Consider the following 21039-nt stretch of genomic DNA (forward strand, 5'->3'; position numbering starts at 1 on the left):
CGTCGGGACTGCTGGGTGAGCAATACATCGGCATCGAGGCCGGCGGCGATACGAACAACCTCGTCGAAGGCGATCGCATTACCCGCACGCAATCCGCCGCCGTGCTGGAAGACTTGATCAACCAATTTATTTACAGCAAGGCAGCCGAAGGAAAGGACGGTAGCAAATGACGAACCGCAATGACTCCGCCTCGTCGCGTACCCGCGCCGGCCTGGCGCTGGCACTCGGTGCCGCTGTGTTGCTGAGCGGCTGCGCCACTACCGCCAATCCGAAGGATCCGTTCGAGAAGTTCAACCGCGCGATGTTCAGCTTCAACGACACGGTCGACCGCGCCGCCCTGAAGCCGGCCGCCACGGCTTACAAGAACGTCACGCCGGGTTTCGTGCAGACGGGGGTGAACAATTTTTTTGGTAACCTGACGGATCTGTGGAGTTCGCTGAACAATTTCGCCCAGTTGAAGGGGCAGGACGGCATGAACGACTTCATGCGCTTCGCCGTGAACTCGACCCTGGGCCTGGTCGGCGTGCTGGACATCGCCACCCCGGCCGGGCTGCGCAAGCATAACGAAGACTTCGGCCAGACCCTGGGTTTTTGGGGCGTGCCGAGCGGACCTTACTTGATGTTGCCGCTGCTGGGCCCATCTACGGTGCGTGACACCGCGGTCTTGCCGGCCGACTGGTGGGGCGATTCCTGGACTCACGTGAACGATATTCCGTGGCGTAACGGAGGCGTCGCCGTGCGTGCGGTCGACCAGCGCGCCAGTGTGCTGGACGCCTCGAACCTGCTGGAAGATGCCGCACTCGACCGTTACGAGTTCATCCGGGACGGCTATATGCAGCGCCGCAACAGCAAGGTGCTGGATACGGACAAGGCCCAGGAACGTGCCGAAAAAGTCCATGAAAAGCTGGAGCAGGTCCAGGAGAAGGTCGAAGCGAAGCTGGGCGTGAAGCTGGGCCCGAAACCGGTGCCGGAAGACGCGGACGATGCCGCACCCGCACCCGCACCCGCACCCGCACCCGCACCCGCGCAAGGCTCGACGCCCAATAATCCGCCGGTACCGGCGCCCGTGTCATCCGAACCGGCCCGGAAGTAGTTAACCACGGTACAGCCAGGCCGTCCGCGCAGCGCGGAACCGCCCGGCCAGACCCAACCAGRCAAAGGAAGTGTATGAAGCCAATCGCACAACTGATCGTGACCGCCGCCGCCGTGGCCGTGTCCACCGCCGTTCTCGTCGCTCCGGCCCGTGCCGCCATCGAGGCACCGGATGCCCTCGTCAAGCGCGTCAGCACCGACGTCATCGACAGCGTCAAGGCCGACAAGGACATCCAGGCTGGCAATACCCGCAAGATCATGGACCTGGTGAACACCAAGATCCTGCCGTACGTTGACTCGGACAAGATGACTGCCCAGGCCGCCGGCCGCTTCTGGCGCCAGGCCACGCCGGACCAGCAGAAGCAGCTGGCGGAAGAATTCCGTACGCTGCTCGTGTACACGTATGCCGGCGCGCTGTCGCAGATCAAGAATGAAACCGTCGAGTTCAAGCCGTTCCGCGCCGATGCGGGCGACACGGAAGTCGAGGTGAAATCGCAGGTCAACCTGACCCGCGGCGAGCCGATCACCCTGAACTACCGCCTGGCCAAGGGCCCGCAGGGCTGGAAGATCTTCGACCTGAACGTGCTGGGCGCCTGGCTGGTCGAGACCTACAAGAGCACGTTTGCCTCGGAAATCAGCAAGGGCGGCATCGATGGCCTGATCAAGAAGCTGCACGACCGCAACGAGCAGCTGGCCAACAAGCCCCTGAACAAGGCGCCGCAGAAGTAAGCATGGCGGAAGCGAATCCCATGCTCTCGCTCGAAGCCCTGACCTTCGACAACGCCCAGGCGGCGCTGGCGCAGGGCTGTGCGGCCGTGTCCGCCGGCGAAACCGAGTTCGACCTCGGCGGCGTCCGGTCCGCCGATTCCTCGGCCCTGGCCCTGATGCTGGCGTGGCAGCGCCGCGCCCAGGGGCAGGGGCGCAGCCTGAAGTTCATCAATGTGCCGGCCAACATCGATGCGTTGGCCAGGCTGTACGGCCTCGACGGCCTCCTCGGCCGCGCCTGACAACATATCGATGCCGTAGGGTGGGCACCCCCGTGCCGACGCGTGACGTTCGCGGACCGCCTGCTTCCGCGTGGGCACGGGGTGCCCACCCTACGTTTCATTGTGATGCGGGGTTTCCCACAAATACCCCGGCGCCCGGAACGCCGTGGCGTTTTCTTCTATAATGGCTGGTTTCCCCGCACGGTTCCGTCCTTTCGGATCCCCAACGCATGACAGCAGCCATCCAGATCGACAGCGTCGAGAAAAGCTACAAGGGCTTCAAGGCTCTCAAGGGCGTTTCACTGAACATCGAACAAGGCGAATTCTTCGGCCTGCTCGGCCCGAACGGCGCCGGCAAGACCACGCTGATTTCGACCATCGCCGGTCTCATTCGTCCGGACGTGGGCAGCGTGCGCATCCACGGTCATGACGTCGTCAAGGATTTTCGCCAGGCGCGGATGAAGCTGGGCGTCGTGCCGCAGGAACTCGTGTTCGACCCGTTCTTCACCGTGCGCGAGACGCTGCGCCTGCAATCCGGCTACTTCGGCCTGAAGAACAACGACAAATGGATCGACGAGGTCATGGAAAACCTCGACCTCACGCCCAAGGCCGACGTCAACATGCGCGCGCTGTCCGGCGGCATGAAGCGCCGCGTGCTCGTCGCGCAGGCGCTCGTGCATAAACCGCCCGTGATCGTGCTGGATGAACCGACGGCCGGCGTCGACGTCGAACTGCGCCAGACCCTGTGGAAGTTCATCTCGCGCCTGAACCGCGAAGGCCACACGGTCGTCCTGACGACGCACTACCTGGAAGAAGCGCAGGCCATGTGCCAGCGCRTCGCCATGCTCAAGACGGGCAATGTCGTCGCGCTGGACACGATGTCGCAGCTGCTGCGCCGCGTGTCCGGTTCGTCGCTCGTCGTGCACCTGAAGCACGGCGGCCTGCCGGAAGGCCTGCGTCACCTCGTCGCGCACGACGAGCACGACGAAGGCAAAAACAATGGCGGCGACACGTACACCCTGCGCGTGAACGACTACAACGAGGTGGAAGGCATCCTCACGCGCCTGCGCGAATCCGGCGCGGAGATCGACGAGATGCAGTTGCAGCAGGCCGACCTGGAAGACATCTTTATCCAGATCATGGAAGGCGCATCTCAAGCTGGAGCATCGGTACGATGAACGTCTTTTCCGTGGGTTTCAAGACCCTGTTCTATAAAGAGATCCTGCGCTTCTGGAAGGTCGCGACGCAGACCATCGCCGCGCCCGTCGTGAGCGCAATGCTGTATCTGCTGATTTTCGGCCATGTGCTGGATGGCCGCGTGGAGATGCTGGATGGCGTGAGCTACACGTCGTTCCTGATCCCCGGCCTCGTGATGATGAGCGTGTTGCAGAACGCGTTCGCCAACTCGTCGTCGTCGCTGATCCAGTCCAAGATCACGGGCAACCTCGTATTCATCCTGCTGCCGCCGCTGTCGCACGTCGAGATCCTGTCCGCGTACGTGACCGCGTCCGTGCTGCGCGGCCTCGTCGTCGGCCTGGGCGTGTTCGTCATTACCGCATGGTTTGCCCACCTGTCGTTCGTGGCGCCGCTGTGGATCGTCGCGTTCGCGCTGCTCGGCGCGGGCATCCTCGGCACGCTGGGTGTCATCGCCGGCATCTGGGCGGAAAAATTCGATCAGCTGGCCGCGTTCCAGAACTTTTTGATCACGCCTGCAACATTTTTGGCCGGCGTGTTCTATTCCATTAAGAAACTTCCGCCGTTCTGGCTTGCAGTCTCGCATTTCAACCCGTTCTTTTATATGATTGACGGGTTCCGCTATGGTTTCTTCGGCCAGTCCGACGTATCGCCCTGGTTAAGCCTGGCCATCGTCGCCGTCTTCTTCGGGCTTCTATCCGCTATCGCAATCAACCTGCTTCGCCGCGGCTACAAGCTGCGCCACTGACAAAACATGGTTACTACACCTGAACTTATCCACGGCTATATCAAGAACGGCCTTGAGTGCACCCACCTGGAAGTGGAGGGCGACGGCCAGCATTTCAGCGCCGTCATCGTCTCGCCCGCCTTTGCCGGCAAGAGCCGCATCCAGCGCCACCAGATCGTCTATGCGGCCCTGGGCGACCGCATGCGCGAGGAAATCCACGCGCTGTCGATGAAGACCCTCACTCCGGAAGAGTATCAAGGATAAGCATGGACAAGCTCCAGATCGTCGGCGGCAAGCGCCTGAACGGTGACATTTCCATCTCGGGCGCCAAGAACGCGGCGCTCCCGATCCTGTGCGCGGGCCTGCTGACGGGCGGCGACCTCGCCCTGTCGAACGTGCCGCGCCTGCACGACGTGCGCACGATGCTGCGCCTGCTCGAACAGACCGGCCTCAAGGTCACGCAGGACGACGAGAACGTCGTGCTGAACGGATCCGCCATCAACACCCTCGTCGCACCGTATGAACTGGTGAAGACGATGCGCGCGTCGATCCTCGTGCTGGGCCCGATGCTGGCGCGCTTCGGCGAAGCCAAGGTGTCGCTGCCGGGCGGCTGCGCGATCGGTTCGCGTCCCGTCGACCAGCACATCAAGGGCCTGCGCGCGATGGGCGCCGACATCACGATCGAAGGCGGCTACATCCACGCGAAGGCGTCCCGCCTGAAGGGTGCGCGCATCTACACGGACATGATCACCGTGACCGGCACCGAGAATCTGCTGATGGCCGCCACCCTGGCCGATGGCGAAACCGTGCTGGAAAACGCCGCGCGCGAGCCGGAAGTCACGGACCTCGCCAACATGCTGGTGGCGATGGGCGCGAAGATCGACGGCATCGGCACCGACCGCCTCGTGATCCAGGGCGTCGACAGCCTGCACGGCACCCAACACGCCGTCATCTCCGACCGCATCGAGGCGGCCACGTTCCTGTGCGCCGTGGCGGCGACGGGCGGCGACATCCGCATCACCCGCACCCGCACGGACATCTTCGACGTCGCGCTCGACAAGCTGCGCGAGATGGGCGTCCAGCTGACGGTGGAAGGCGATTCGATTCGCGCGCGCATGGATGGCCGTCCGCATCCGGTTTCGTTCCGGACCACGGAATACCCGGGCTTCCCGACCGACATGCAGGCCCAGTTCATGGCCGTGGACACGATCGCGAACGGCCCGAGCAAGGTCACCGAGACGATTTTCGAAAACCGCTTCATGCACGTGCAGGAATTGAACCGCCTGGGCGCGCAGATCTCCACCGAGGGCAACACGGCATTCATCAAGGGCGTCGACCGCCTGGTGGGCGCGCCCGTGATGGCGACCGACCTGCGCGCCTCCGCCTCGCTGGTGATCGCCGGCCTGGCCGCCGAGGGCACGACCCTCGTCGACCGCATCTATCACCTCGATCGCGGCTACGACCGGATGGAAGCGAAATTGTCGGCGGTGGGTGCGGACATCATTCGCATCAAATAAGCATCAAATAAGCCAGAACGGCATTCACATGAACGACACTACTCGGGACAGCTCGCAGCTGATCCTCGCCCTGTCCAAGGGCCGCATTTTCGACGACACGCTGCCGCTGCTGGCCGCGGCCGGCATCGAGGTGCTGGAAAATCCGGAAACCTCGCGCAAGCTGATCCTCGCGACCAACGATCCCGGCATCCGCGTGCTGATCGTGCGCGCCACCGACGTGCCGACGTATGTCCAGCATGGCGCCGCCGACTTCGGCGTGGCCGGCAAGGACGTGCTGCTCGAGCATGGCGGCGAAGGCCTGTACCAGCCGATCGACCTGAAGATCGCCTGCTGCCGCATGTCCGTGGCCGTGAACGCCGGCTTCGACTACGAGAACGCCGTGCGCCAGGGTGCGCGCCTGCGCGTGGCGACCAAGTTCGTGCACACGGCGCGCGAGCACTTCGCCAAGAAGGGCGTGCACGTCGACCTGATCAAGCTGTATGGCTCGATGGAGCTGGCGCCGCTGGTCGGCCTGTCCGACGCCATCGTCGACGTCGTCTCGACCGGCGGCACGCTGCGCGCCAACAACCTGGTCGAAGTCGAAAAGATCATGGAGATCTCGTCGCGCCTCGTCGTCAACCAGGCCGCGCTGAAACTCAAGCGCGCGCGCCTGCAACCGATCCTCGACGCGTTCGAACGCGCCTCCAGGCAGCAGCCATGCTAACGACCATGTCCATCACGATCCGCAAACTCGATTCCACCGCCCCCGACTTCCAGCAGACGCTGTCCAATCTGCTGGCCTTCGAAGCCGAGACCGACGACGCCATCGAATCGGCCGTGGCGAAGATCCTCGCCGACGTCAAGGCGCGCGGCGACGCCGCCGTGCTGGAATACACGAACAAATTCGATCGCCTGCCGAACGGCGGCGCCACGAGCATGGCGGCCCTCGACGTCACGCAAGACGAACTGCAGGAAGCGTTGAATTCGCTGCCGGAGTCGCAACGCGCCGCGCTGCGCACGGCCGCCGAGCGCATCCGCGTGTTCCACGAGCGCCAGAAGCAGGAACTGAACGGTTTTACTTACACCGAACCTGACGGCACGGTGCTGGGCCAGCGCGTGACGCCGCTGGACCGCGTGGGCATCTACGTCCCGGGCGGCAAGGCTGCGTATCCGTCGTCCGTGCTGATGAACGCGATCCCGGCGCAAGTCGCGGGCGTGAAGGAAATCGTGATGGTCGTGCCGACGCCGGACGGCGTCAAGAACCGCATGGTGCTCGCCGCCGCCGCGATTGCCGGCGTCACGCGCGTGATCACGATCGGCGGCGCGCAGGCCGTCGGTGCACTGGCTTACGGCACGGCGACGATTCCGCCGGTCGATAAAATCGTCGGCCCGGGCAATGCGTATGTCGCCGCCGCCAAGCGCCGCGTATTCGGCACCGTTGGCATCGACATGATCGCGGGCCCGTCGGAAATCCTCGTGCTGTGCGACGGCACGACGGACCCGGACTGGGTCGCGATGGACCTGTTCTCGCAGGCCGAGCACGACGAGCTGGCGCAGGCGATCCTGCTGTGCCCCGACGCCGACTACATCGCCAGGGTGGAAGCGAGCATTCATGAACTGCTGCCGACGATGCCGCGCAAGGACACCATCGCCACGTCGATGACGGACCGCGGCGCCTTGATCAAGGTGCGCGACATGGATGAAGCGTGCGCGATCGCCAACGCCATCGCGGCCGAGCACCTGGAGATCTCGGCCGAGGATCCGCAGCAGTGGGCGGATAAAATCCGTCACGCGGGCGCGATGTTCCTGGGCCGCTTCTCGTCCGAATCGCTGGGCGACTATTGCTGCGGCCCGAACCACGTGCTGCCGACGTCGCGCACGGCGCGCTTCTCGTCGCCGCTGGGCGTGTACGATTTCCAGAAGCGCTCGTCGATCCTGTTCGTCTCGCAGGCCGGCGCGCAAACGTTGGGCAAGGTCGCGGCYGAACTCGCGTACGGCGAAGGCCTGCAGGCACACGCACGCAGCGCAGAGCTCAGGATCGAATCGAAATCATGACGGCCTGGCTCGATCAGGTCTTCTGCGAGGATGCGCTCGCCGGCATGGCGCGCATCCCCGACGGCAGCATCGACCTGATCCTGACGGACCCGCCTTATAATCTCGGCAAGGATTACGGCAACGGCTCGGACCAGCAAAGCGTCGAGGATTACCTCGCCTGGACCGAGCGCTGGATCGACGTCGCGCTGCCTAAATTGAAAGACAACGGCAGCCTGTACATCTTCCTCACCTGGCGCTTCGCGCCGGAGATCTTCGTCATGCTGAAGCGGCGCATGACGATGATGAACGAGATCATCTGGGACCGCCGCGTGCCCTCGATGGGGGGCAGCACCAGGAGCTTCAGCTCGGTGCACGACACCATCGGCTTCTTCGTGAAGCGCAAGGATTATTATTTCGACTTGGACTCCGTACGTATCCCGTACGACGCCGAGACGAAGAAGGCGCGATCGCGCTCGATCTTCGTGGGCGCCAAGTGGCTGGAAGTGGGTTACAACCCGAAGGACCTGTGGAGCGTGTCGCGCCTGCATCGCGAACATGCCGAACGGGTCGACCATCCGACCCAGAAGCCGCTCGAGATCATCGAGCGCATGGTCAAGGCGTCGTGCCCGCCGGGCGGCGTCGTGCTGGACCCGTTCATGGGCAGCGGCACGACGGCACTGGCGGCGAAGCGCCTGGGCCGGCATTTCACCGGCTTCGAACTGAACCCCGCCTACTGCGCGATCATTGCGGAACGCTTGTCCGCTCCCGTGCAGCCGGCCACCAGGAAACAACGCAAGGGCGTCCGTGTCGCAGTTGTTTCAACCACCGCCACCGAAGGAGTGAACGAAGAATGACCAGCATCGACAAGCTCATCGCCAACACGATCCGCGAGGACGTCCGTGCCGGCCATATCTACAACGTCCCGGATTCGAGCGGTTACATCAAGCTGGACGCGATGGAAAATCCGTACCAGCTGCCCGACCCGCTGCGCGCGGAGCTGGCCCAGCGCCTGGCGGACGCCGTCCTGAACCGCTATCCGCTGGCGTCGTATTCCACGCTGAAGGACAAGATCCGCACGACGCTGGGCGTGCCGGCCGGCTTCGACGTCATCCTCGGCAACGGTTCGGACGAGATCATCTCGATCCTGTGCACCGCGTGCTCGCGGCAAGACAAGCGCGCCGTGGTGCTGGCGCCCAGCCCGGCGTTCGTCATGTTCCAGCGCTCCGCCCAGTTCGCGGGCATGGATTACGTCGGCGTGCCGTTGAAGGCGGACTTCTCGCTCGACCGCGCCGCCATGCTGGCCGCCATCGTCGAGCACAAGCCGGCTCTCGTCTTCCTGGCCTACCCGAACAACCCGACCGGCAACCTGTACGATGAAGCGGACATGGTCGCCATCATCGAGGCCATGGGCGAGAACGGCATCGTCGTCTCCGACGAGGCCTATCAACCGTTCGCGCGCACGAGTTTCATGGACCGGCTGCCGCAGTACCCGAACCTGGTCGTGATGCGCACCTTGTCGAAGCTGGGCCTGGCCGGTATCCGCCTTGGGTATCTCGCCGCGGCGCCCGCGCTGCTGGAGCAGTTCGACAAGGTCCGTCCGCCGTACAATGTGAATGTATTGACGCAGGTGGCGGCCGAATTCGCGCTCGACCACGTGGCTGTGCTGGACGAGCAGGCTGCCCGCCTGAACGAGGCGCGCACGGAGTTGGCAGCGGCAATGGCCGCGCTGCCCGGCGTGACGGTGTTCCCGTCGAGCGCGAATTTCATCACCTTGCGCGTGCCGGACGCCGAAAAGACCTGCGCTAAACTGTTCGCAGAACGGGTATTGATTAAAAATTTGAGTAGAATGCATGAATTGCTGGCCAATTGCATCCGTGTCACGGTCAGCACCCCGGAAGAGAACTCCGTATTCCTGAATGCCCTGAAGGCTTCGCTGCAAGCCTGAACACCGCCGAGCACCTAGCAATGACCCGCACCGCAGAAATCACGCGCAACACCAGCGAGACGCAGATCCGCGTCTCGCTCAATCTGGACGGCACCGGCCGCCAGAAACTCAATACCGGGGTGCCGTTCCTCGACCATATGCTCGACCAGATCGCGCGCCACGGCCTGATCGACCTGGAAGTCGAGGCCGTCGGCGACCTGCACATCGACGACCACCACACCGTCGAGGACACCGGCATCACGCTGGGCATGGCGGTGGCCAAGGCCATCGGCGACAAGAAGGGCATCCGCCGCTACGGCCACGCCTACGTGCCGCTGGACGAGGCACTGTCGCGCGTCGTCATCGATTTTTCCGGCCGCCCGGGCCTGGAATGGCATGTGCCGTTCACCCGGGCCACGATCGGCCGCTTCGACGTCGATCTGACCATCGAATTCTTCCGCGGCTTCGTCAACCACGCCGGCGTGACATTGCACGTGGACAACCTGCGTGGTGTGAATGCCCACCACCAGTGCGAGACCGTGTTCAAGGCCTTCGGCCGCGCGCTGCGCATGGCCGCCGAGCTGGATGCACGCGCCGCGGGCACGATCCCGTCCACCAAGGGCAGCCTGTAAAAAAGACATCGAAACCAGAATCATGAACAAGATTGTTGTGGTCGACTACGGGATGGGCAACCTGCGTTCGGTTGCGCAGGCCCTGCGCGCCGTCGCGCCCGAAGCCGACGTCCAGATTTCCGGCGACGTGGCCGTCATCGAAGCGGCCGATCGCATCGTCCTGCCCGGCCAGGGCGCCATGCGCGACTGCATGCGCAGCCTGCGCGAATCCGGCGTCGAGGACGCCCTGCTGCGCGCGGCGAAAACCCGTCCGATGATGGGCGTGTGCGTGGGCGAGCAGATGCTGTTCGACTCGAGCGACGAGAACGGCGGCGTGCCCGGCCTGGGCCTGTTGCCGGGCAAGGTCGTGCGCTTCGACCTCGAAGGCAAGCTGCAGGCCGACGGCTCGCGCTTCAAGGTGCCGCAGATGGGCTGGAACCGCGTGCGCCAGTCGCGCGCCCACCCGCTGTGGGACGGCGTCGCCCCGGACAGCTATTTTTATTTCGTGCACAGCTATTACGCCCAACCGGCCGACGCGCAGGACACCCTCGGCGAGACCGACTACGGCGGCATGTTCTGCTGCGCGGTGGCGCGCGACAATATCGTCGCCACCCAGTTTCACCCCGAGAAAAGCGCGGCCGCAGGGCTGCGCCTGTATCGCAACTTCGTCCACTGGAATCCCTGATTTACCACCTCAACCGACTACGACCATGCTGCTGATCCCCGCCATCGACCTGAAAGACGGTCACTGCGTTCGCCTGAAACAGGGCGACATGGACCTCGCCACCGTTTTCTCCGAAGATCCCGCCGAGATGGCGCTGCACTGGCTCAAGAAGGGTGCGCGCCGTCTGCACCTGGTCGACCTGAACGGTGCGTTCGCGGGCAAACCGAAGAACGAAGAGGCGATCAAATCCATCCTGCAAGTCGTGCAGGACTACGCCCAGGACAACGACCTGGACGAGATCCCGGTCCAGCTGGGTGGCGGCATCCGCGACCTGGACACCATCGAGCGCTACCTGGATGACGGCATCACCTACATCATCGTCGGCACGGCCGCCGTCAAGAATCCGGGCTTCCTGCACGACGCCTGCGGCGCCTTCCCCGGCAGCATCATCGTCGGCCTGGACGCCAAGGACGGCAAGGTCGCGACCGACGGCTGGAGCAAGATGTCCGGCCACGAAGTCATCGACCTGGCCCAGAAATTCGAAGGCTATGGCGTGGAGTCGATCATCTACACCGACATCGGCCGCGACGGCATGATGGGCGGCGTGAACATCGAAGCGACCGTGCGCCTGGCGCAGGCCGTCAGGATCCCGATCATCGCCTCGGGCGGCCTGCACAACCTGGCCGACGTGGAAGCCCTGTGCGCCGTACAGGACGAGGGCATCGAAGGCGTGATCTGCGGCCGTTCGATCTACGAAGGCACGCTCGACCTGACCAGCGCGCAGGAACGCGCGGACGAACTCACCGAGGGCGCGCAGGCGTAACCGCCCGCGTCCGGATCCGTCGCTGCCCGCGTGGCGGCGACGGATGACTATCGCAAATACTCCTATGCTTGCAAAACGCATCATCCCTTGCCTGGACGTCACCGGCGGCCGCGTGGTCAAGGGCGTCAACTTCACCGAACTGCGCGATGCCGGCGACCCCGTCGAGATCGCGCGCCGCTACAACGAGCAGGGCGCCGACGAGATCACCTTCCTCGACATCACGGCGTCCTCCGACGGCCGCGACCTGATCCTGCCGATCATCGAGGCGGTGGCATCGACCGTGTTCATTCCGCTGACCGTGGGCGGCGGCGTGCGCAAGGTCGAGGACGTGCGCCGGCTGCTGAACGCGGGCGCGGACAAGGTGTCGATGAACACCTCGGCCGTGACCAACCCGCAGCTCGTGTACGACGCCTCGCAGAAGCACGGCGCCCAGTGCATCGTCGTCGCCATCGACGCCAAGCAGGTCGCGCCCGGCAAGTGGGAAGTGTTCACCCACGGCGGCCGCAACCCGACCGGCCTCGATGCCGTCGAATGGGCCCGCAAGATGGAAAGCCTCGGCGCCGGCGAACTGCTGTTGACCAGCATGGACCGCGATGGGACGAAATCCGGCTTCGACCTGGGCCTGACGCGCGCCGTCTCGGACGCCGTCGGCATCCCCGTGATCGCCTCGGGCGGCGTGGGCGGCCTGAAGGACCTGGCCGACGGCGTGCTGGAAGGGCATGCCGACGCGGTACTGGCCGCCAGCATCTTCCACTACGGGCAGCACACGGTCTTTGAGGCCAAGCGCTTCATGGCGGACCGCGGCATCCCGATGCGCCTCGACTGATTCACAAGACTACCTGACGACACCATGGTGACCCCGACCACACCCCCGACGATCCCGGGCCAGCCCTGGCTCAAGAAAATCCAGTGGGACGAGCACGGCCTCGTGCCGGTGATCGCCCAGGAAGCCGGCTCAGGCGACATCCTGATGTTCGCCTGGATGAACCGCGAAGCTCTGGCCAAGACCGTGGAGCTTGGCGAAGCCGTGTACTGGAGCCGCTCGCGCAAGAAGCTGTGGCACAAGGGCGAAGAGTCCGGCCACGTGCAGAAAGTGCTGGAAATCCGCCTCGACTGCGACGAAGACGTGGTGCTGCTGAAGGTCGAGCAGGCCGGCGGCATCGCCTGCCATACCGGCCGCCATTCCTGCTTCTTCCAGAAGTTCGACAATGGCGACTGGAACAGCGTCGAGCCCGTGCTGCAGGACCCCGATACCATCTACTCCAACCCGAAGAAAACGAAATGAGCACGCAACTGGAACGCCTGTCGGCCGTGATCGAATCGCGCAAGCCGGCCAATGGCGGCGACCCGACGGCCTCGTACGTGGCCAAGCTGTTCGCCAAGGGCGACGACGCCATCCTGAAAAAGATCGGCGAGGAAGCCGTCGAGACCGTGATGGCCGCCAAGGACGTGCGCGCCGGGGCCGATCCTTCGAAGCTGCTGTACGAGACCGCCGACCTGTGGTTCCATTCGATCGTCCTGCTGGCGCAGTTCGGCCTCACGCCGCAACAGGTGCTGGACGAACTGGCGCGGCGCGAAGGCATTTCCGGCATCGAGGAAAAAGCGTCGCGCCCGAAAGACTGAACAAGACCTGGAGAGAATATGGACAATTGCATCTTCTGCAAGATTGCCGCCAAGCAGATTCCGGCCAGCGTGGTGTACGAGGACGACGAGCTGCTCGCGTTCAAGGACATCAACCCGGCCGCGCCCGTCCACCTGCTGGTGATCCCGAAACTGCACGTCGATACGTTGTCCGATTGCACGGATGCACACGCGCCCGTGCTGGGCAAGATGCTGGCGCTGGCGCCGAAGCTGGCGGCCGAGCATGGCATCGCGGTGAAAACCGGCGCGGACGGCCGGCGCAGCGGCGGCTACAAGGCGCTGTTCAACGTCGGTCCGGACGGCGGCCAGGAGGTGTATCACCTGCACCTGCACGTGTACGGCGGCCCGCGTCCGTGGCGCGGCCTCGGTACGTAACACCGGTAGGGTGGACGGGTTCCCCGTCCACGCGTCCAACCAGAGCAAACGTCTTGGCAGCTCTACCGGTAGTCGAACGCGTGGACGGCAGAGCCGTCCACCCTACCAGGGAAGACGGGCTTTTTCCCGAAGGAAAAAGGGCATTCTTGCCCTGCATGGCTTATACTGGCGTAGCTTTAGGCTTACGCAGATCGGGCTGTTGCCCGACAAGGAGAAAACAATGGGTTCGATGAGTATCTGGCACTGGCTGATCGTGCTGGTGGTTGTGGTGGTCGTGTTCGGCACGGGCAAGCTGCGTAATGCGGGCTCGGACCTGGGCAAGGCCGTCAAGGGTTTCAAGGACGGCGTGAAGGGCGAGGAAGAGAAGTCCTCGACCGGCCAGGTGCCGCCGGCACCGCAGCAGGTTGCCGACAAGTCGACCATCGACGTCGACGCCCGTGAAAAGACCCGTCACTGATCGCAGTTGAGCTGCACCATCCATGATCGATCTCGGTCTTAGCAAGCTCGCCATCATCGGCGCGGTGGCGCTGGTCGTGATTGGCCCGGAAAAACTGCCCAAGGTGGCGCGCATGGCCGGCACCCTGTACGGCCGCGCCCAGCGCTACCTGCACCAGGTAAAATCCGAGGTCTCGCGCGAGATCGAGATGGAAGAATTGCGCAACCTGCACAAGGATATCCAGGACAGCGCGCAGAGCTTCCAGTCCGAGGTCGAGACGTTCAAGTCCGAGGTCGAGAACACCGTCTCGACCCACATGGACGAGGTCGGGTCCGCCTGGCGCGGCGACACGGCCGTCATGCCCACGACGACGGCCACCCCGGACGACATCGAGCGCAAGGCGCGCGACTTCCGCCGCAAGAAGCTGGCGAAGACCTCGAGCGTGCCGGCCTGGTACAAGAACCGCCAGGGCACGCGCCAGCATGTGCTGTCCGGCGCCGCGCGGGTGCGCAAGTTCCGTCCCGGCGGCACCACCTCCAACACCACATTTTTCTGACGATGGTCGCCTACGGGCACCATACCCTTGCGCCACATGACTGAAGAAACCGCGGGCGAAGAAACCTTCATCTCCCACCTGGTCGAGCTGCGCGACCGCCTGATCAAGGCGACGTACGGCATCGTCCTCGCGTGCATCGTGCTGATGTTGTGGCCCGGCGCCGCGCGAATCTACGATTTCCTGGCCGCGCCGATGCTGGCCGCGCTGCCGGCCGGCTCCAAGATGATCGCCACCGGCGTCGTCGCGCCGTTCCTCGTGCCGATGAAGGTGACCCTGCTGATCGCCTTCATCCTCGCGCTGCCGTGGGTGTTTTATCAAGTCTGGGCATTCGTCGCGCCCGGCTTGTACGCGCACGAGAAGCGGCTCGTGCTGCCGCTCGTGATCTCGTCATCCCTGCTGTTCATCGGCGGCGTGGCGTTCTGCTATTTCTTCGTGTTCGGCCGCGTGTTCCACTTCATCGGCAACTTCGCGCCGAACTCCATCGCCGTGATGCCGGACATCGAGAACTACCTCGATTTCGTGATGTCCATGTGCCTCGCATTCGGCGCCACGTTCGAGGTGCCGGTGGTCGTCGTGATCCTCGTCCGGATGGGCATCGTCAGCGTCGAGAAGCTGCGCTCGATCCGCCCRTACGCCATCGTCGGCGCCTTCGTGATCGCCGCCATCGTCACGCCGCCGGACGTCGTCAGCCAGCTGGCGCTGGCCATCCCGATGTGGCTGCTGTTCGAACTGGGCCTGCTGGCGGCACCGATCTTCGTGCGCGCRACGCAGGCGCCGCAGGAACACGCCTGATTCACGGCGGCCGGTCCGGGCCGCCGGTTCCGCGTTTTTGTCTTCAGTTGGATTTCACGAGAATCTCGGCACGCTTTTCGCTAGAATCGGCGAAAACAAAGAGAGTGCCGACGATGAACCGACGCCCGCTGCAAATCGCCACCGCCATCCTCGCGTGCGTGCCCGCGCTCACGGGCCTCCTGGCCATGACGGGCGCGACCTGAGCCGCATTCCCGTAGCTCAGCGACCGGTACAGATTGGTCACGCGGCGCGGCTGTCATGCGTCGAGCCCAAGGTTCGCACGGCCGCGACAAGAAACTATTCGATCGGCAAGTTCTTGTCAGGAAATATTACAGTGTTGCCCAAACTGCCATGGTTGGGAGATCTATCACTTTGATTCTCTGTCGTTTTTTTTAGTGGCATAAATGTTGCTTAAAAGCCATTTCCACCATAACAGGGAGTCACTGTGTTCAAAAAACTGGTCATGCTGGCTGCRGCCAGCGCGTTTTCACTGTCCGCCTCGGCGGCGTTGGTGCAGTACGATATTTCGAACGTGACTTATGCGGACACCCCGTACACGGGCTTCTCGGGTTTGTTCGTGCAAGACTCGGTGTCGGGCGGGATCGTCTGGTACCAACTGAGTACCTTGTCGAACCAATTCATACCCGACGTCGATTCAACGATCACTCACGTATTGCAATATGTGCCAGGTCAGCCGACGGGGTTTATTGCCACGTCGAGCAATAATGGCTACTACAATACGACGCTCGGTCTGGCCTTTGCCGCAGGTCCGGTGCCCGGTACATTCTCGGTGGCTCCCAGTTCGTTTGAGACGTATATGGACCTGAATTCGTCGGATCCGTCGGCGACGGTGACACACCAGATCCTGTCAGGCACCGTGACCGTGGGAACGATCGCGCCAAGCCTGCTGTCCTACCTGGAAAATCCGGATTCCGATGTGACCGTTTTTCTCCCGCCCAATTCGCCAGCCTCCGTGCCGGAACCTGGCAGTCTGGCGCTCGTCGGCGCTGGCCTGGGCCTGATCGGCCGCCTGCGCAAGCGCGCCAGGCAGGCGTGACGAAAGAGTAGCGATGAGGTCCCCCGCGCAGGCGGGACCTCGCGGGCAGTGCCGGGATTACTACGTCAACTGCCCGATGATCCTGACGGGCGCGTTCCCGTAGCTCAGGAACTGGTCGTGGAATGCCTTCAGGTCGAAGCGGTCGCCCAGCTGCTGCTTGCGGCGCTCGCGCGCACGAAAAGCGGCTCGTGGTCGCCGCCATCGTCACGCCGCCGGAATATGCCTGATCTTGCTTGATATGCCCTCCTGGCTGTTCGTCTATTCGCGGCGAACAGCTCAGTGCGGATCCGATCATAGCAGACTGGCCGCAAATGTTTTTTCGGATGCGCGACGTGAACTGAGGCACGAAGAGCACACTTAGCGAACGTGATAAAGCCTTACCGAGATCACTTAGAGCCTATCCCAGTAGACCTGCTGAGCGCGGGCCGATCTCGGCCGTTCGACTTAGCCCGAATCGGACGTTCCTAAGGCTTAACTTCTTGATGCGTATGGCCGTAGCGCATCAATGAGTGCGGCGACATCCCCTGCGGGGACGATGGTCAGGTTCGGCTGGGGCGGCAAGCCACAGGCCGGCGTTGCAATGACGGCAAGCCCTGCATCGAGCGCCGCCAGTAGTGTTGTGGGCCGGACTTCGACCCATGCAGGCAGCACCAGGACAGCGGCGTCGACCATCGTCCCCATCTGCACCTCCACGCCTTCCCAGAAGTTGCGCGACTCCAGCACAGGTCCCATCAAGGTAACGGGCAGCCCCAATTCGCGCGCACAGGCGCGTAACTCGTATGCGCCCTTGCGGCCCAGCGTAGGCGCCGGGAACACGATACGTCGCCCCGGCGATGCGCGAGCTGAGACTCGCCGCGCCCAAGGAAGCCGGACTGTCTGTGCAAATCCGCCGGCCACGTTGGAATGCGGGGTGAGAATCTGCCGTGCTTTTTGCAAAGCCTGCATCTCGCTTGCCGCCAGCCCAACTGGCGCCCGAAAATCGCCCAGCGTCGCGCTCTCGGGGTGGCGAGCATAGGCATCGTCGAGCACCGTGTGCAGTTCAGAAAGAGTAGGTCCTGTCATCAGGACGTCGAAGGTTCGCCCTTGCAGCGCGCCCGTCTCCCACACGTAAGGCAGCAAGTCTTGTACAACCACCACATGTTCGTCGAGGTAGCTGAGCGAGTCCACGTAGCGGTGTGCCAGCCGCTTCCGGAACGCCAGCGCCGACATCTGGCGTGCCGCTCCCTGGCTCGACAAGCGACGCGACACCAATGAGCGCCACAGTGCCAGTATGGGGAAAGTTGCCACCTTCCCGAAACCGTCCGTGCTCCAGGCGTACTGCGGTCGGCCGTGCCGAAGGCCATCCAAGGGCAGCATGAGCGTATCGCGAGGCCCCTTATGGGCCGCGATCCAGGTATCGAATTCCGGCCACAGCGCATCGACCATGAAGGCTGTCCGGTGCATCGCAGTCGTCGGCCTCGCTGCCGCATGGCGAAAGCATGCCGTCTGGCCGCAGCTGTGGCAGCTGCGCGGTACAGGCATCTTCGGCGCGAAGACGATGGAAGCGAGCCTCGGCGCCGGCACCGTACGGGGAATATGCTTGAGGATTCGCACATGCAACTGCCCATCTTCGATTCGGGCTGAGATCCCAAACGGTTCGGTGGACCTGAAACGCAGGTCGACATAATTCCAGAACACGGTAGCGTCGCGCCCGCTCTGTGCCGCTGATCCCGGGATGACGCGCGAGTGCGCGTGGCGTTCGACGATATCGAGTCTGGCGTCGAGCGCAGCCTGGTACAAGGCGTTCGACAACTGGCACAGTCCTCCGCCCACGGCCGGGACAATGCATCCTTCGCGCAATTCACGGCCTTCGACATAGCCACGGCCGCGCCGCGCCTGCCCAACCTGCGTCCAGAAGCTAAACAGGTGGCCCGCGGCCACTTGCACGCCATCGATGGAGCGAAGCGCGACACGCAGGTTCTCAATTTTGCCCAATACCAACGCACGGTGTTCATCGGCACCGACAGTGTCAAGGACCGAGACTGCTTCGCTCCATACATAGGGCAGCGGGGCACCTGCAGGCCATCGCTTCAGATCCCGCCTGAATGCATCGGCAACCCAGCGCCGCAGCCGCAGCACGGCCACCTTGAACCCGAACACCGCGGCATCCGAGCGCGTCGGTATGCGCACTGCGCTGTCATTATCGCTGTCCATCGATCCGCCGAATGTAATCAGGAAACCGCATCTGGAGAGAAACACTCATACTTTTTTAAGCCGCCTGCACGCCCTTTGCGATATCAGATCAGCACCTACTCACTCCAATCCCTGGTCCCTGGTGGCATCTTGTGTTTTGAAGTACATCTCACCGTTGTGGTAGTGGCGCTGGATCCTGTAGGTGAACATTCCTCGGCCTAGCGGTGTCTCGCCCACATCGTCATCCGGGACCATTTCGAATTTCCTTCCTGCCACCTCTAAACGCAAGGCTGCGTATCGGTACGCGGGCGTTAAAGCCTGGTAGCGACTCACGCCGTCGACCGGCACATCGCCGAAGAAGATGCTATTGATGCGGACGTTTTGAAGCGGCAGACCAGTTCCGTTAGCGACTCGAACCATCGACGCTTCAACGGGCGTGTCGATACGATACATGCTGAAGATGGCAACGATCAGGGCGATGAGAATCATTGCTGAGCTAACGATGGAAAATGGACTCCACGACCCAGCACAAGCTTGCTCCGCCTGTGTTTCCATTCGTCCTCCTTTTACCGGTATGCGCGCCGCCACGCGGCGAAGGCACACTGTCGGCATCAATGCACGCTCGATCCCACGCGATCTGGTCGTATTCGCGGAGCCGACGCAGTATCGCCTCGTGAATACTCTGCCATACACCTGTTAATGCCAGGACCGTGGCTGCGTACGGCTGAAATCGGCCCCGAGCGGGCTTAGTGGGAAGTAGAGGTGTTTACTGACGGGCTACCTTTATTCCAGCCATCATTGAAACCGCGAGCGAAGTCACTCCAGGCGCCGGAAGCGAGCCACAAAAAGGCTGCGATCGTAAGCAGTGCACGGTTGCTTTTCTTGAAGCCGAAGATCAGCAGGGCAGCGCCTGCAACGAAAAAGAATAGAGCAACAGCTGACATTATTTCCCTTGATTTTTTGCTGTTTGAATAGCGGAGCCTTCTACTCATGCTTGCTAGAAGTTCATCAAGGCCCAGTGTACGACCTTTGTTGCCCTCAATGCAAATCATGTGCGACCAGCTACTTGGAAGGTGTCAACTCAACAGTGATACGGGGTCCGTAGACGGATTCGATAGTTTTCTCAGCGTATCCATCGGCTTCGACTGTAAATTGTCCTCGAACGAGGACAAAAGGCTCGATCATAAAAAATTGCCATTTGTTCTTGTAGATCGGTCGGAGGTCGAACGTGCCGTTCATATCAGAGAAGACACATCTCTTCTCGGTGTCCGTAATACAGATTCGTGCATTTTGAACCGGTTTGCGGCTATCGATATCGATGACTTGTCCCAGGGCTCCGGCTTTTTGCTGGATTGGCATAGGGATGCATCCGCCCAGGACAGAAAGCAAGGCGACAATCGTTAAAGCTCGAATCATAGGGATCAAAAAGTTTGAGGAGTTATCGGCCGCCTGTATGTGCAGGTCTGGATTGGCCTTATTCGACCGTGATCGGCAAATCCCTGCCTTCCTGCGCCACCTGTCCAGCGAAATCCGCGGCGTAAATGCGCAGTAGATAGTCGCCCGGCGCCAGGCTGTCGACCTTCCAGGTACCCGGCAGCGCCACGCCATCCTGCAGCGTATTGTTGACGACATAAGCGAACACGGTGGCCTTGCTGCCGTAGACCGTGATACCGCTATTCTCCGCATACAGCAGCTTCACCGCCTCGCGCTCGCGCGGCAGGCGGTCGTAGACCTGCGTGATGTGCGGCGTCTCGAATCCGGCGACCGGGCTGCCGTCCGCATGGAGCAGCTGGTAGCCCAGCTTGTACAGGCCGAGGCGGCGCCGCGCCAGGTTGCCGTCCATCTGGTCGTAGCCGGCGGCGACGATGGACACCTCGCCGAGCGTGCGCGCCACGTGCAGGCGCTTGCCCTTCCTGCCCGGCACGCGCTGGGCGCCCGCATCGTACAGCGCGATGCTCTGGATACGGGGCGGTACCGTGTCGTGCAGGCCGACGAACGGCAGGGCCAGTGCGTTGACGGCCACACCGCCCGGGTAGTACTCCATGTGCACGTGCGCCATCGGATTGATCGTGCCGAGCGCGTCGCCGACGGCGAACCGCGTGCCGCGCCGCACGCGCACGCGGTCCGGCTTGCCGTCCGCGCAGCGCAGTACCTGGAAGCGCGGATCGAGTGCCTTGCCCGTGGCATCGCGGCCCACGCGCATGTGGATGTACGACAGCGGCCCGATGCTCATGCCTTCGCCCAGTTCACCGAAGGCCCAGTTGGGATAAGGATCGCTGACCGTGGCCGGCAGGATCGCCAGTACGCGCGCGCCGACGTCGGCCCGGATGTCCACGCCTGCATGGAAGTGGTCGCGGTTTTCGCCGTCGTAGCTGCCGCGCACTTCGCCCAGCACGCCGACGATTTCGTGCGGTTCCTGTTGCGGGGCCACGGGCCAGGGCATCGACGCAGGTGCAGGT

The 21039-nt window shown here is 63.3% G+C and carries 25 protein-coding genes and 3 pseudogenes; 23 read left to right on the forward strand and 5 right to left on the reverse strand.

The window, feature by feature from the left end; all coding sequences use genetic code 11:
• The 23 genes and pseudogenes from AC1DYX_RS12905 to AC1DYX_RS13015 form a co-directional block, all read left to right on the forward strand.
• Window positions 1–170: pseudogene (locus AC1DYX_RS12905) on the forward strand (outer membrane lipid asymmetry maintenance protein MlaD); the annotation flags it as partial.
• Entirely contained in the window at window positions 167–1093 is a 927-nt protein-coding gene (locus AC1DYX_RS12910; protein ID WP_477259299.1) for an MlaA family lipoprotein, read from the forward strand. The pseudogene AC1DYX_RS12905 and the gene AC1DYX_RS12910, both read left to right, overlap by 4 nt.
• Window positions 1094–1167: 74 nt before the next feature.
• On the forward strand, window positions 1168–1821 hold the full coding sequence (locus tag AC1DYX_RS12915; RefSeq protein ID WP_477259301.1) for an MlaC/ttg2D family ABC transporter substrate-binding protein: 654 nt from the start codon (window positions 1168–1170) through the stop codon (window positions 1819–1821).
• Between the two features lie 2 nt (window positions 1822–1823).
• Window positions 1824–2099 carry an STAS domain-containing protein gene (locus tag AC1DYX_RS12920; RefSeq protein WP_477259303.1) on the forward strand — a complete coding sequence of 92 codons (276 nt, stop codon included), beginning with the start codon at window positions 1824–1826 and terminating at the stop codon, window positions 2097–2099.
• Between the two features lie 209 nt (window positions 2100–2308).
• Window positions 2309–3256: an ABC transporter ATP-binding protein gene (locus AC1DYX_RS12925; protein WP_477259305.1), complete on the forward strand. Its 948-nt coding sequence runs from the start codon at window positions 2309–2311 to the stop codon at window positions 3254–3256.
• Window positions 3253–4020: an ABC transporter permease gene (locus AC1DYX_RS12930; protein ID WP_477259307.1), complete on the forward strand. Its 768-nt coding sequence runs from the start codon at window positions 3253–3255 to the stop codon at window positions 4018–4020. Before AC1DYX_RS12925 ends, AC1DYX_RS12930 begins: the two co-directional genes overlap by 4 nt.
• A gap of 6 nt (window positions 4021–4026) precedes the next feature.
• Window positions 4027–4263 (forward strand): BolA family protein, encoded by a 237-nt coding sequence (locus tag AC1DYX_RS12935; protein WP_091664841.1) that lies wholly within the window; start codon window positions 4027–4029, stop codon window positions 4261–4263.
• Window positions 4264–4265: 2 nt separating this feature from the next.
• Entirely contained in the window at window positions 4266–5516 is a 1251-nt protein-coding gene (murA, locus tag AC1DYX_RS12940) for a UDP-N-acetylglucosamine 1-carboxyvinyltransferase (protein WP_477259309.1), read from the forward strand.
• Between the two features lie 28 nt (window positions 5517–5544).
• Window positions 5545–6219: an ATP phosphoribosyltransferase gene (gene hisG / locus AC1DYX_RS12945; RefSeq protein WP_477259311.1), complete on the forward strand. Its 675-nt coding sequence runs from the start codon at window positions 5545–5547 to the stop codon at window positions 6217–6219.
• A gap of 5 nt (window positions 6220–6224) precedes the next feature.
• On the forward strand, window positions 6225–7550 hold the full coding sequence (gene hisD, locus AC1DYX_RS12950) for a histidinol dehydrogenase (RefSeq protein ID WP_477259345.1): 1326 nt from the start codon (window positions 6225–6227) through the stop codon (window positions 7548–7550).
• Entirely contained in the window at window positions 7547–8383 is an 837-nt protein-coding gene (locus AC1DYX_RS12955) for a DNA-methyltransferase (protein WP_477259313.1), read from the forward strand. The genes hisD and AC1DYX_RS12955 overlap by 4 nt, the downstream gene beginning before the upstream one ends.
• Window positions 8380–9474, forward strand: coding sequence for a histidinol-phosphate transaminase (gene hisC, locus AC1DYX_RS12960; protein WP_477259315.1), 1095 nt, complete (start codon window positions 8380–8382; stop codon window positions 9472–9474). The genes AC1DYX_RS12955 and hisC overlap by 4 nt, the downstream gene beginning before the upstream one ends.
• 20 nt (window positions 9475–9494) lie before the next feature.
• Entirely contained in the window at window positions 9495–10085 is a 591-nt protein-coding gene (gene hisB / locus AC1DYX_RS12965; protein WP_477259317.1) for an imidazoleglycerol-phosphate dehydratase HisB, read from the forward strand.
• A gap of 22 nt (window positions 10086–10107) precedes the next feature.
• A complete protein-coding gene (gene hisH, locus AC1DYX_RS12970; protein WP_477259319.1) occupies window positions 10108–10749 on the forward strand; it encodes an imidazole glycerol phosphate synthase subunit HisH in 642 nt (213 codons plus the stop codon).
• 25 nt (window positions 10750–10774) lie between these two features.
• Window positions 10775–11551, forward strand: coding sequence for a 1-(5-phosphoribosyl)-5-[(5-phosphoribosylamino)methylideneamino]imidazole-4-carboxamide isomerase (gene hisA, locus AC1DYX_RS12975; RefSeq protein ID WP_477259321.1), 777 nt, complete (start codon window positions 10775–10777; stop codon window positions 11549–11551).
• 64 nt (window positions 11552–11615) lie between these two features.
• A complete protein-coding gene (gene hisF, locus AC1DYX_RS12980) occupies window positions 11616–12377 on the forward strand; it encodes an imidazole glycerol phosphate synthase subunit HisF (protein WP_477259323.1) in 762 nt (253 codons plus the stop codon).
• A gap of 24 nt (window positions 12378–12401) precedes the next feature.
• The gene (gene hisI / locus AC1DYX_RS12985; protein ID WP_477259325.1) at window positions 12402–12836 is read left to right on the forward strand and encodes a phosphoribosyl-AMP cyclohydrolase; all 435 of its coding nucleotides are present in this window, start codon (window positions 12402–12404) and stop codon (window positions 12834–12836) included.
• Entirely contained in the window at window positions 12833–13174 is a 342-nt protein-coding gene (locus AC1DYX_RS12990) for a phosphoribosyl-ATP diphosphatase (protein WP_477259327.1), read from the forward strand. The genes hisI and AC1DYX_RS12990 overlap by 4 nt, the downstream gene beginning before the upstream one ends.
• Window positions 13175–13192: 18 nt before the next feature.
• Window positions 13193–13567: a histidine triad nucleotide-binding protein gene (locus AC1DYX_RS12995; protein ID WP_477259329.1), complete on the forward strand. Its 375-nt coding sequence runs from the start codon at window positions 13193–13195 to the stop codon at window positions 13565–13567.
• A gap of 220 nt (window positions 13568–13787) precedes the next feature.
• Window positions 13788–14024, forward strand: coding sequence for a Sec-independent protein translocase subunit TatA (gene tatA, locus AC1DYX_RS13000; protein ID WP_477259331.1), 237 nt, complete (start codon window positions 13788–13790; stop codon window positions 14022–14024).
• 22 nt (window positions 14025–14046) lie between these two features.
• Window positions 14047–14559 (forward strand): Sec-independent protein translocase protein TatB, encoded by a 513-nt coding sequence (gene tatB, locus AC1DYX_RS13005; protein WP_477259333.1) that lies wholly within the window; start codon window positions 14047–14049, stop codon window positions 14557–14559.
• Window positions 14560–14595: 36 nt separating this feature from the next.
• The gene (gene tatC, locus AC1DYX_RS13010; RefSeq protein WP_477259335.1) at window positions 14596–15351 is read left to right on the forward strand and encodes a twin-arginine translocase subunit TatC; all 756 of its coding nucleotides are present in this window, start codon (window positions 14596–14598) and stop codon (window positions 15349–15351) included.
• A gap of 445 nt (window positions 15352–15796) precedes the next feature.
• On the forward strand, window positions 15797–16408 hold the full coding sequence (locus tag AC1DYX_RS13015) for a PEP-CTERM sorting domain-containing protein (protein ID WP_477259337.1): 612 nt from the start codon (window positions 15797–15799) through the stop codon (window positions 16406–16408).
• 60 nt (window positions 16409–16468) lie between these two features.
• Here the strand turns inward: AC1DYX_RS13015 and AC1DYX_RS13020 are convergent.
• From AC1DYX_RS13020 to AC1DYX_RS13040, 5 genes and pseudogenes are all read right to left on the reverse strand, one after another.
• Window positions 16469–16576: pseudogene (locus AC1DYX_RS13020) on the reverse strand (DUF885 family protein); the annotation flags it as partial.
• Window positions 16577–16879: 303 nt separating this feature from the next.
• A complete protein-coding gene (locus AC1DYX_RS13025) occupies window positions 16880–18601 on the reverse strand; it encodes a VanW family protein (RefSeq protein WP_477259339.1) in 1722 nt (573 codons plus the stop codon).
• Window positions 18602–18700: 99 nt separating this feature from the next.
• Window positions 18701–19135 carry a hypothetical protein gene (locus AC1DYX_RS13030; RefSeq protein WP_477259341.1) on the reverse strand — a complete coding sequence of 145 codons (435 nt, stop codon included), beginning with the start codon at window positions 19133–19135 and terminating at the stop codon, window positions 18701–18703.
• A gap of 191 nt (window positions 19136–19326) precedes the next feature.
• Window positions 19327–19572: a hypothetical protein gene (locus tag AC1DYX_RS13035; protein WP_477259343.1), complete on the reverse strand. Its 246-nt coding sequence runs from the start codon at window positions 19570–19572 to the stop codon at window positions 19327–19329.
• A 482-nt stretch (window positions 19573–20054) separates the two neighbouring features.
• A pseudogene (locus tag AC1DYX_RS13040) lies at window positions 20055–21039 on the reverse strand (gluconolaconase); the annotation flags it as partial.

It is taken from the genome of Massilia sp. P2_C2 (genome assembly GCF_056404615.1).

Excerpts from the sequence above, each read along its gene's own strand:
- AC1DYX_RS12935 (WP_091664841.1), top strand. The coding sequence starts at position 4,027 with ATGGTTACTACACCTGAACTTATCCACGGCTATATCAAGAACGGCCTT.
- hisF (WP_477259323.1), top strand. The coding sequence starts at position 11,616 with ATGCTTGCAAAACGCATCATCCCTTGCCTGGACGTCACCGGCGGCCGC.
- murA (WP_477259309.1), top strand. The coding sequence starts at position 4,266 with ATGGACAAGCTCCAGATCGTCGGCGGCAAGCGCCTGAACGGTGACATT.
- AC1DYX_RS13035 (WP_477259343.1), bottom strand. The coding sequence starts at position 19,572 with ATGAGTAGAAGGCTCCGCTATTCAAACAGCAAAAAATCAAGGGAAATA.
- hisB (WP_477259317.1), top strand. The coding sequence starts at position 9,495 with ATGACCCGCACCGCAGAAATCACGCGCAACACCAGCGAGACGCAGATC.
- AC1DYX_RS13025 (WP_477259339.1), bottom strand. The coding sequence starts at position 18,601 with ATGGACAGCGATAATGACAGCGCAGTGCGCATACCGACGCGCTCGGAT.
- hisG (WP_477259311.1), top strand. The coding sequence starts at position 5,545 with ATGAACGACACTACTCGGGACAGCTCGCAGCTGATCCTCGCCCTGTCC.
- AC1DYX_RS12955 (WP_477259313.1), top strand. The coding sequence starts at position 7,547 with ATGACGGCCTGGCTCGATCAGGTCTTCTGCGAGGATGCGCTCGCCGGC.
- AC1DYX_RS12990 (WP_477259327.1), top strand. The coding sequence starts at position 12,833 with ATGAGCACGCAACTGGAACGCCTGTCGGCCGTGATCGAATCGCGCAAG.
- hisC (WP_477259315.1), top strand. The coding sequence starts at position 8,380 with ATGACCAGCATCGACAAGCTCATCGCCAACACGATCCGCGAGGACGTC.
- hisH (WP_477259319.1), top strand. The coding sequence starts at position 10,108 with ATGAACAAGATTGTTGTGGTCGACTACGGGATGGGCAACCTGCGTTCG.
- AC1DYX_RS12915 (WP_477259301.1), top strand. The coding sequence starts at position 1,168 with ATGAAGCCAATCGCACAACTGATCGTGACCGCCGCCGCCGTGGCCGTG.
- AC1DYX_RS12910 (WP_477259299.1), top strand. The coding sequence starts at position 167 with ATGACGAACCGCAATGACTCCGCCTCGTCGCGTACCCGCGCCGGCCTG.
- tatB (WP_477259333.1), top strand. The coding sequence starts at position 14,047 with ATGATCGATCTCGGTCTTAGCAAGCTCGCCATCATCGGCGCGGTGGCG.
- hisI (WP_477259325.1), top strand. The coding sequence starts at position 12,402 with ATGGTGACCCCGACCACACCCCCGACGATCCCGGGCCAGCCCTGGCTC.
- hisA (WP_477259321.1), top strand. The coding sequence starts at position 10,775 with ATGCTGCTGATCCCCGCCATCGACCTGAAAGACGGTCACTGCGTTCGC.
- AC1DYX_RS13030 (WP_477259341.1), bottom strand. The coding sequence starts at position 19,135 with ATGGAAACACAGGCGGAGCAAGCTTGTGCTGGGTCGTGGAGTCCATTT.
- AC1DYX_RS12930 (WP_477259307.1), top strand. The coding sequence starts at position 3,253 with ATGAACGTCTTTTCCGTGGGTTTCAAGACCCTGTTCTATAAAGAGATC.
- tatA (WP_477259331.1), top strand. The coding sequence starts at position 13,788 with ATGGGTTCGATGAGTATCTGGCACTGGCTGATCGTGCTGGTGGTTGTG.
- AC1DYX_RS12920 (WP_477259303.1), top strand. The coding sequence starts at position 1,824 with ATGGCGGAAGCGAATCCCATGCTCTCGCTCGAAGCCCTGACCTTCGAC.
- AC1DYX_RS12995 (WP_477259329.1), top strand. The coding sequence starts at position 13,193 with ATGGACAATTGCATCTTCTGCAAGATTGCCGCCAAGCAGATTCCGGCC.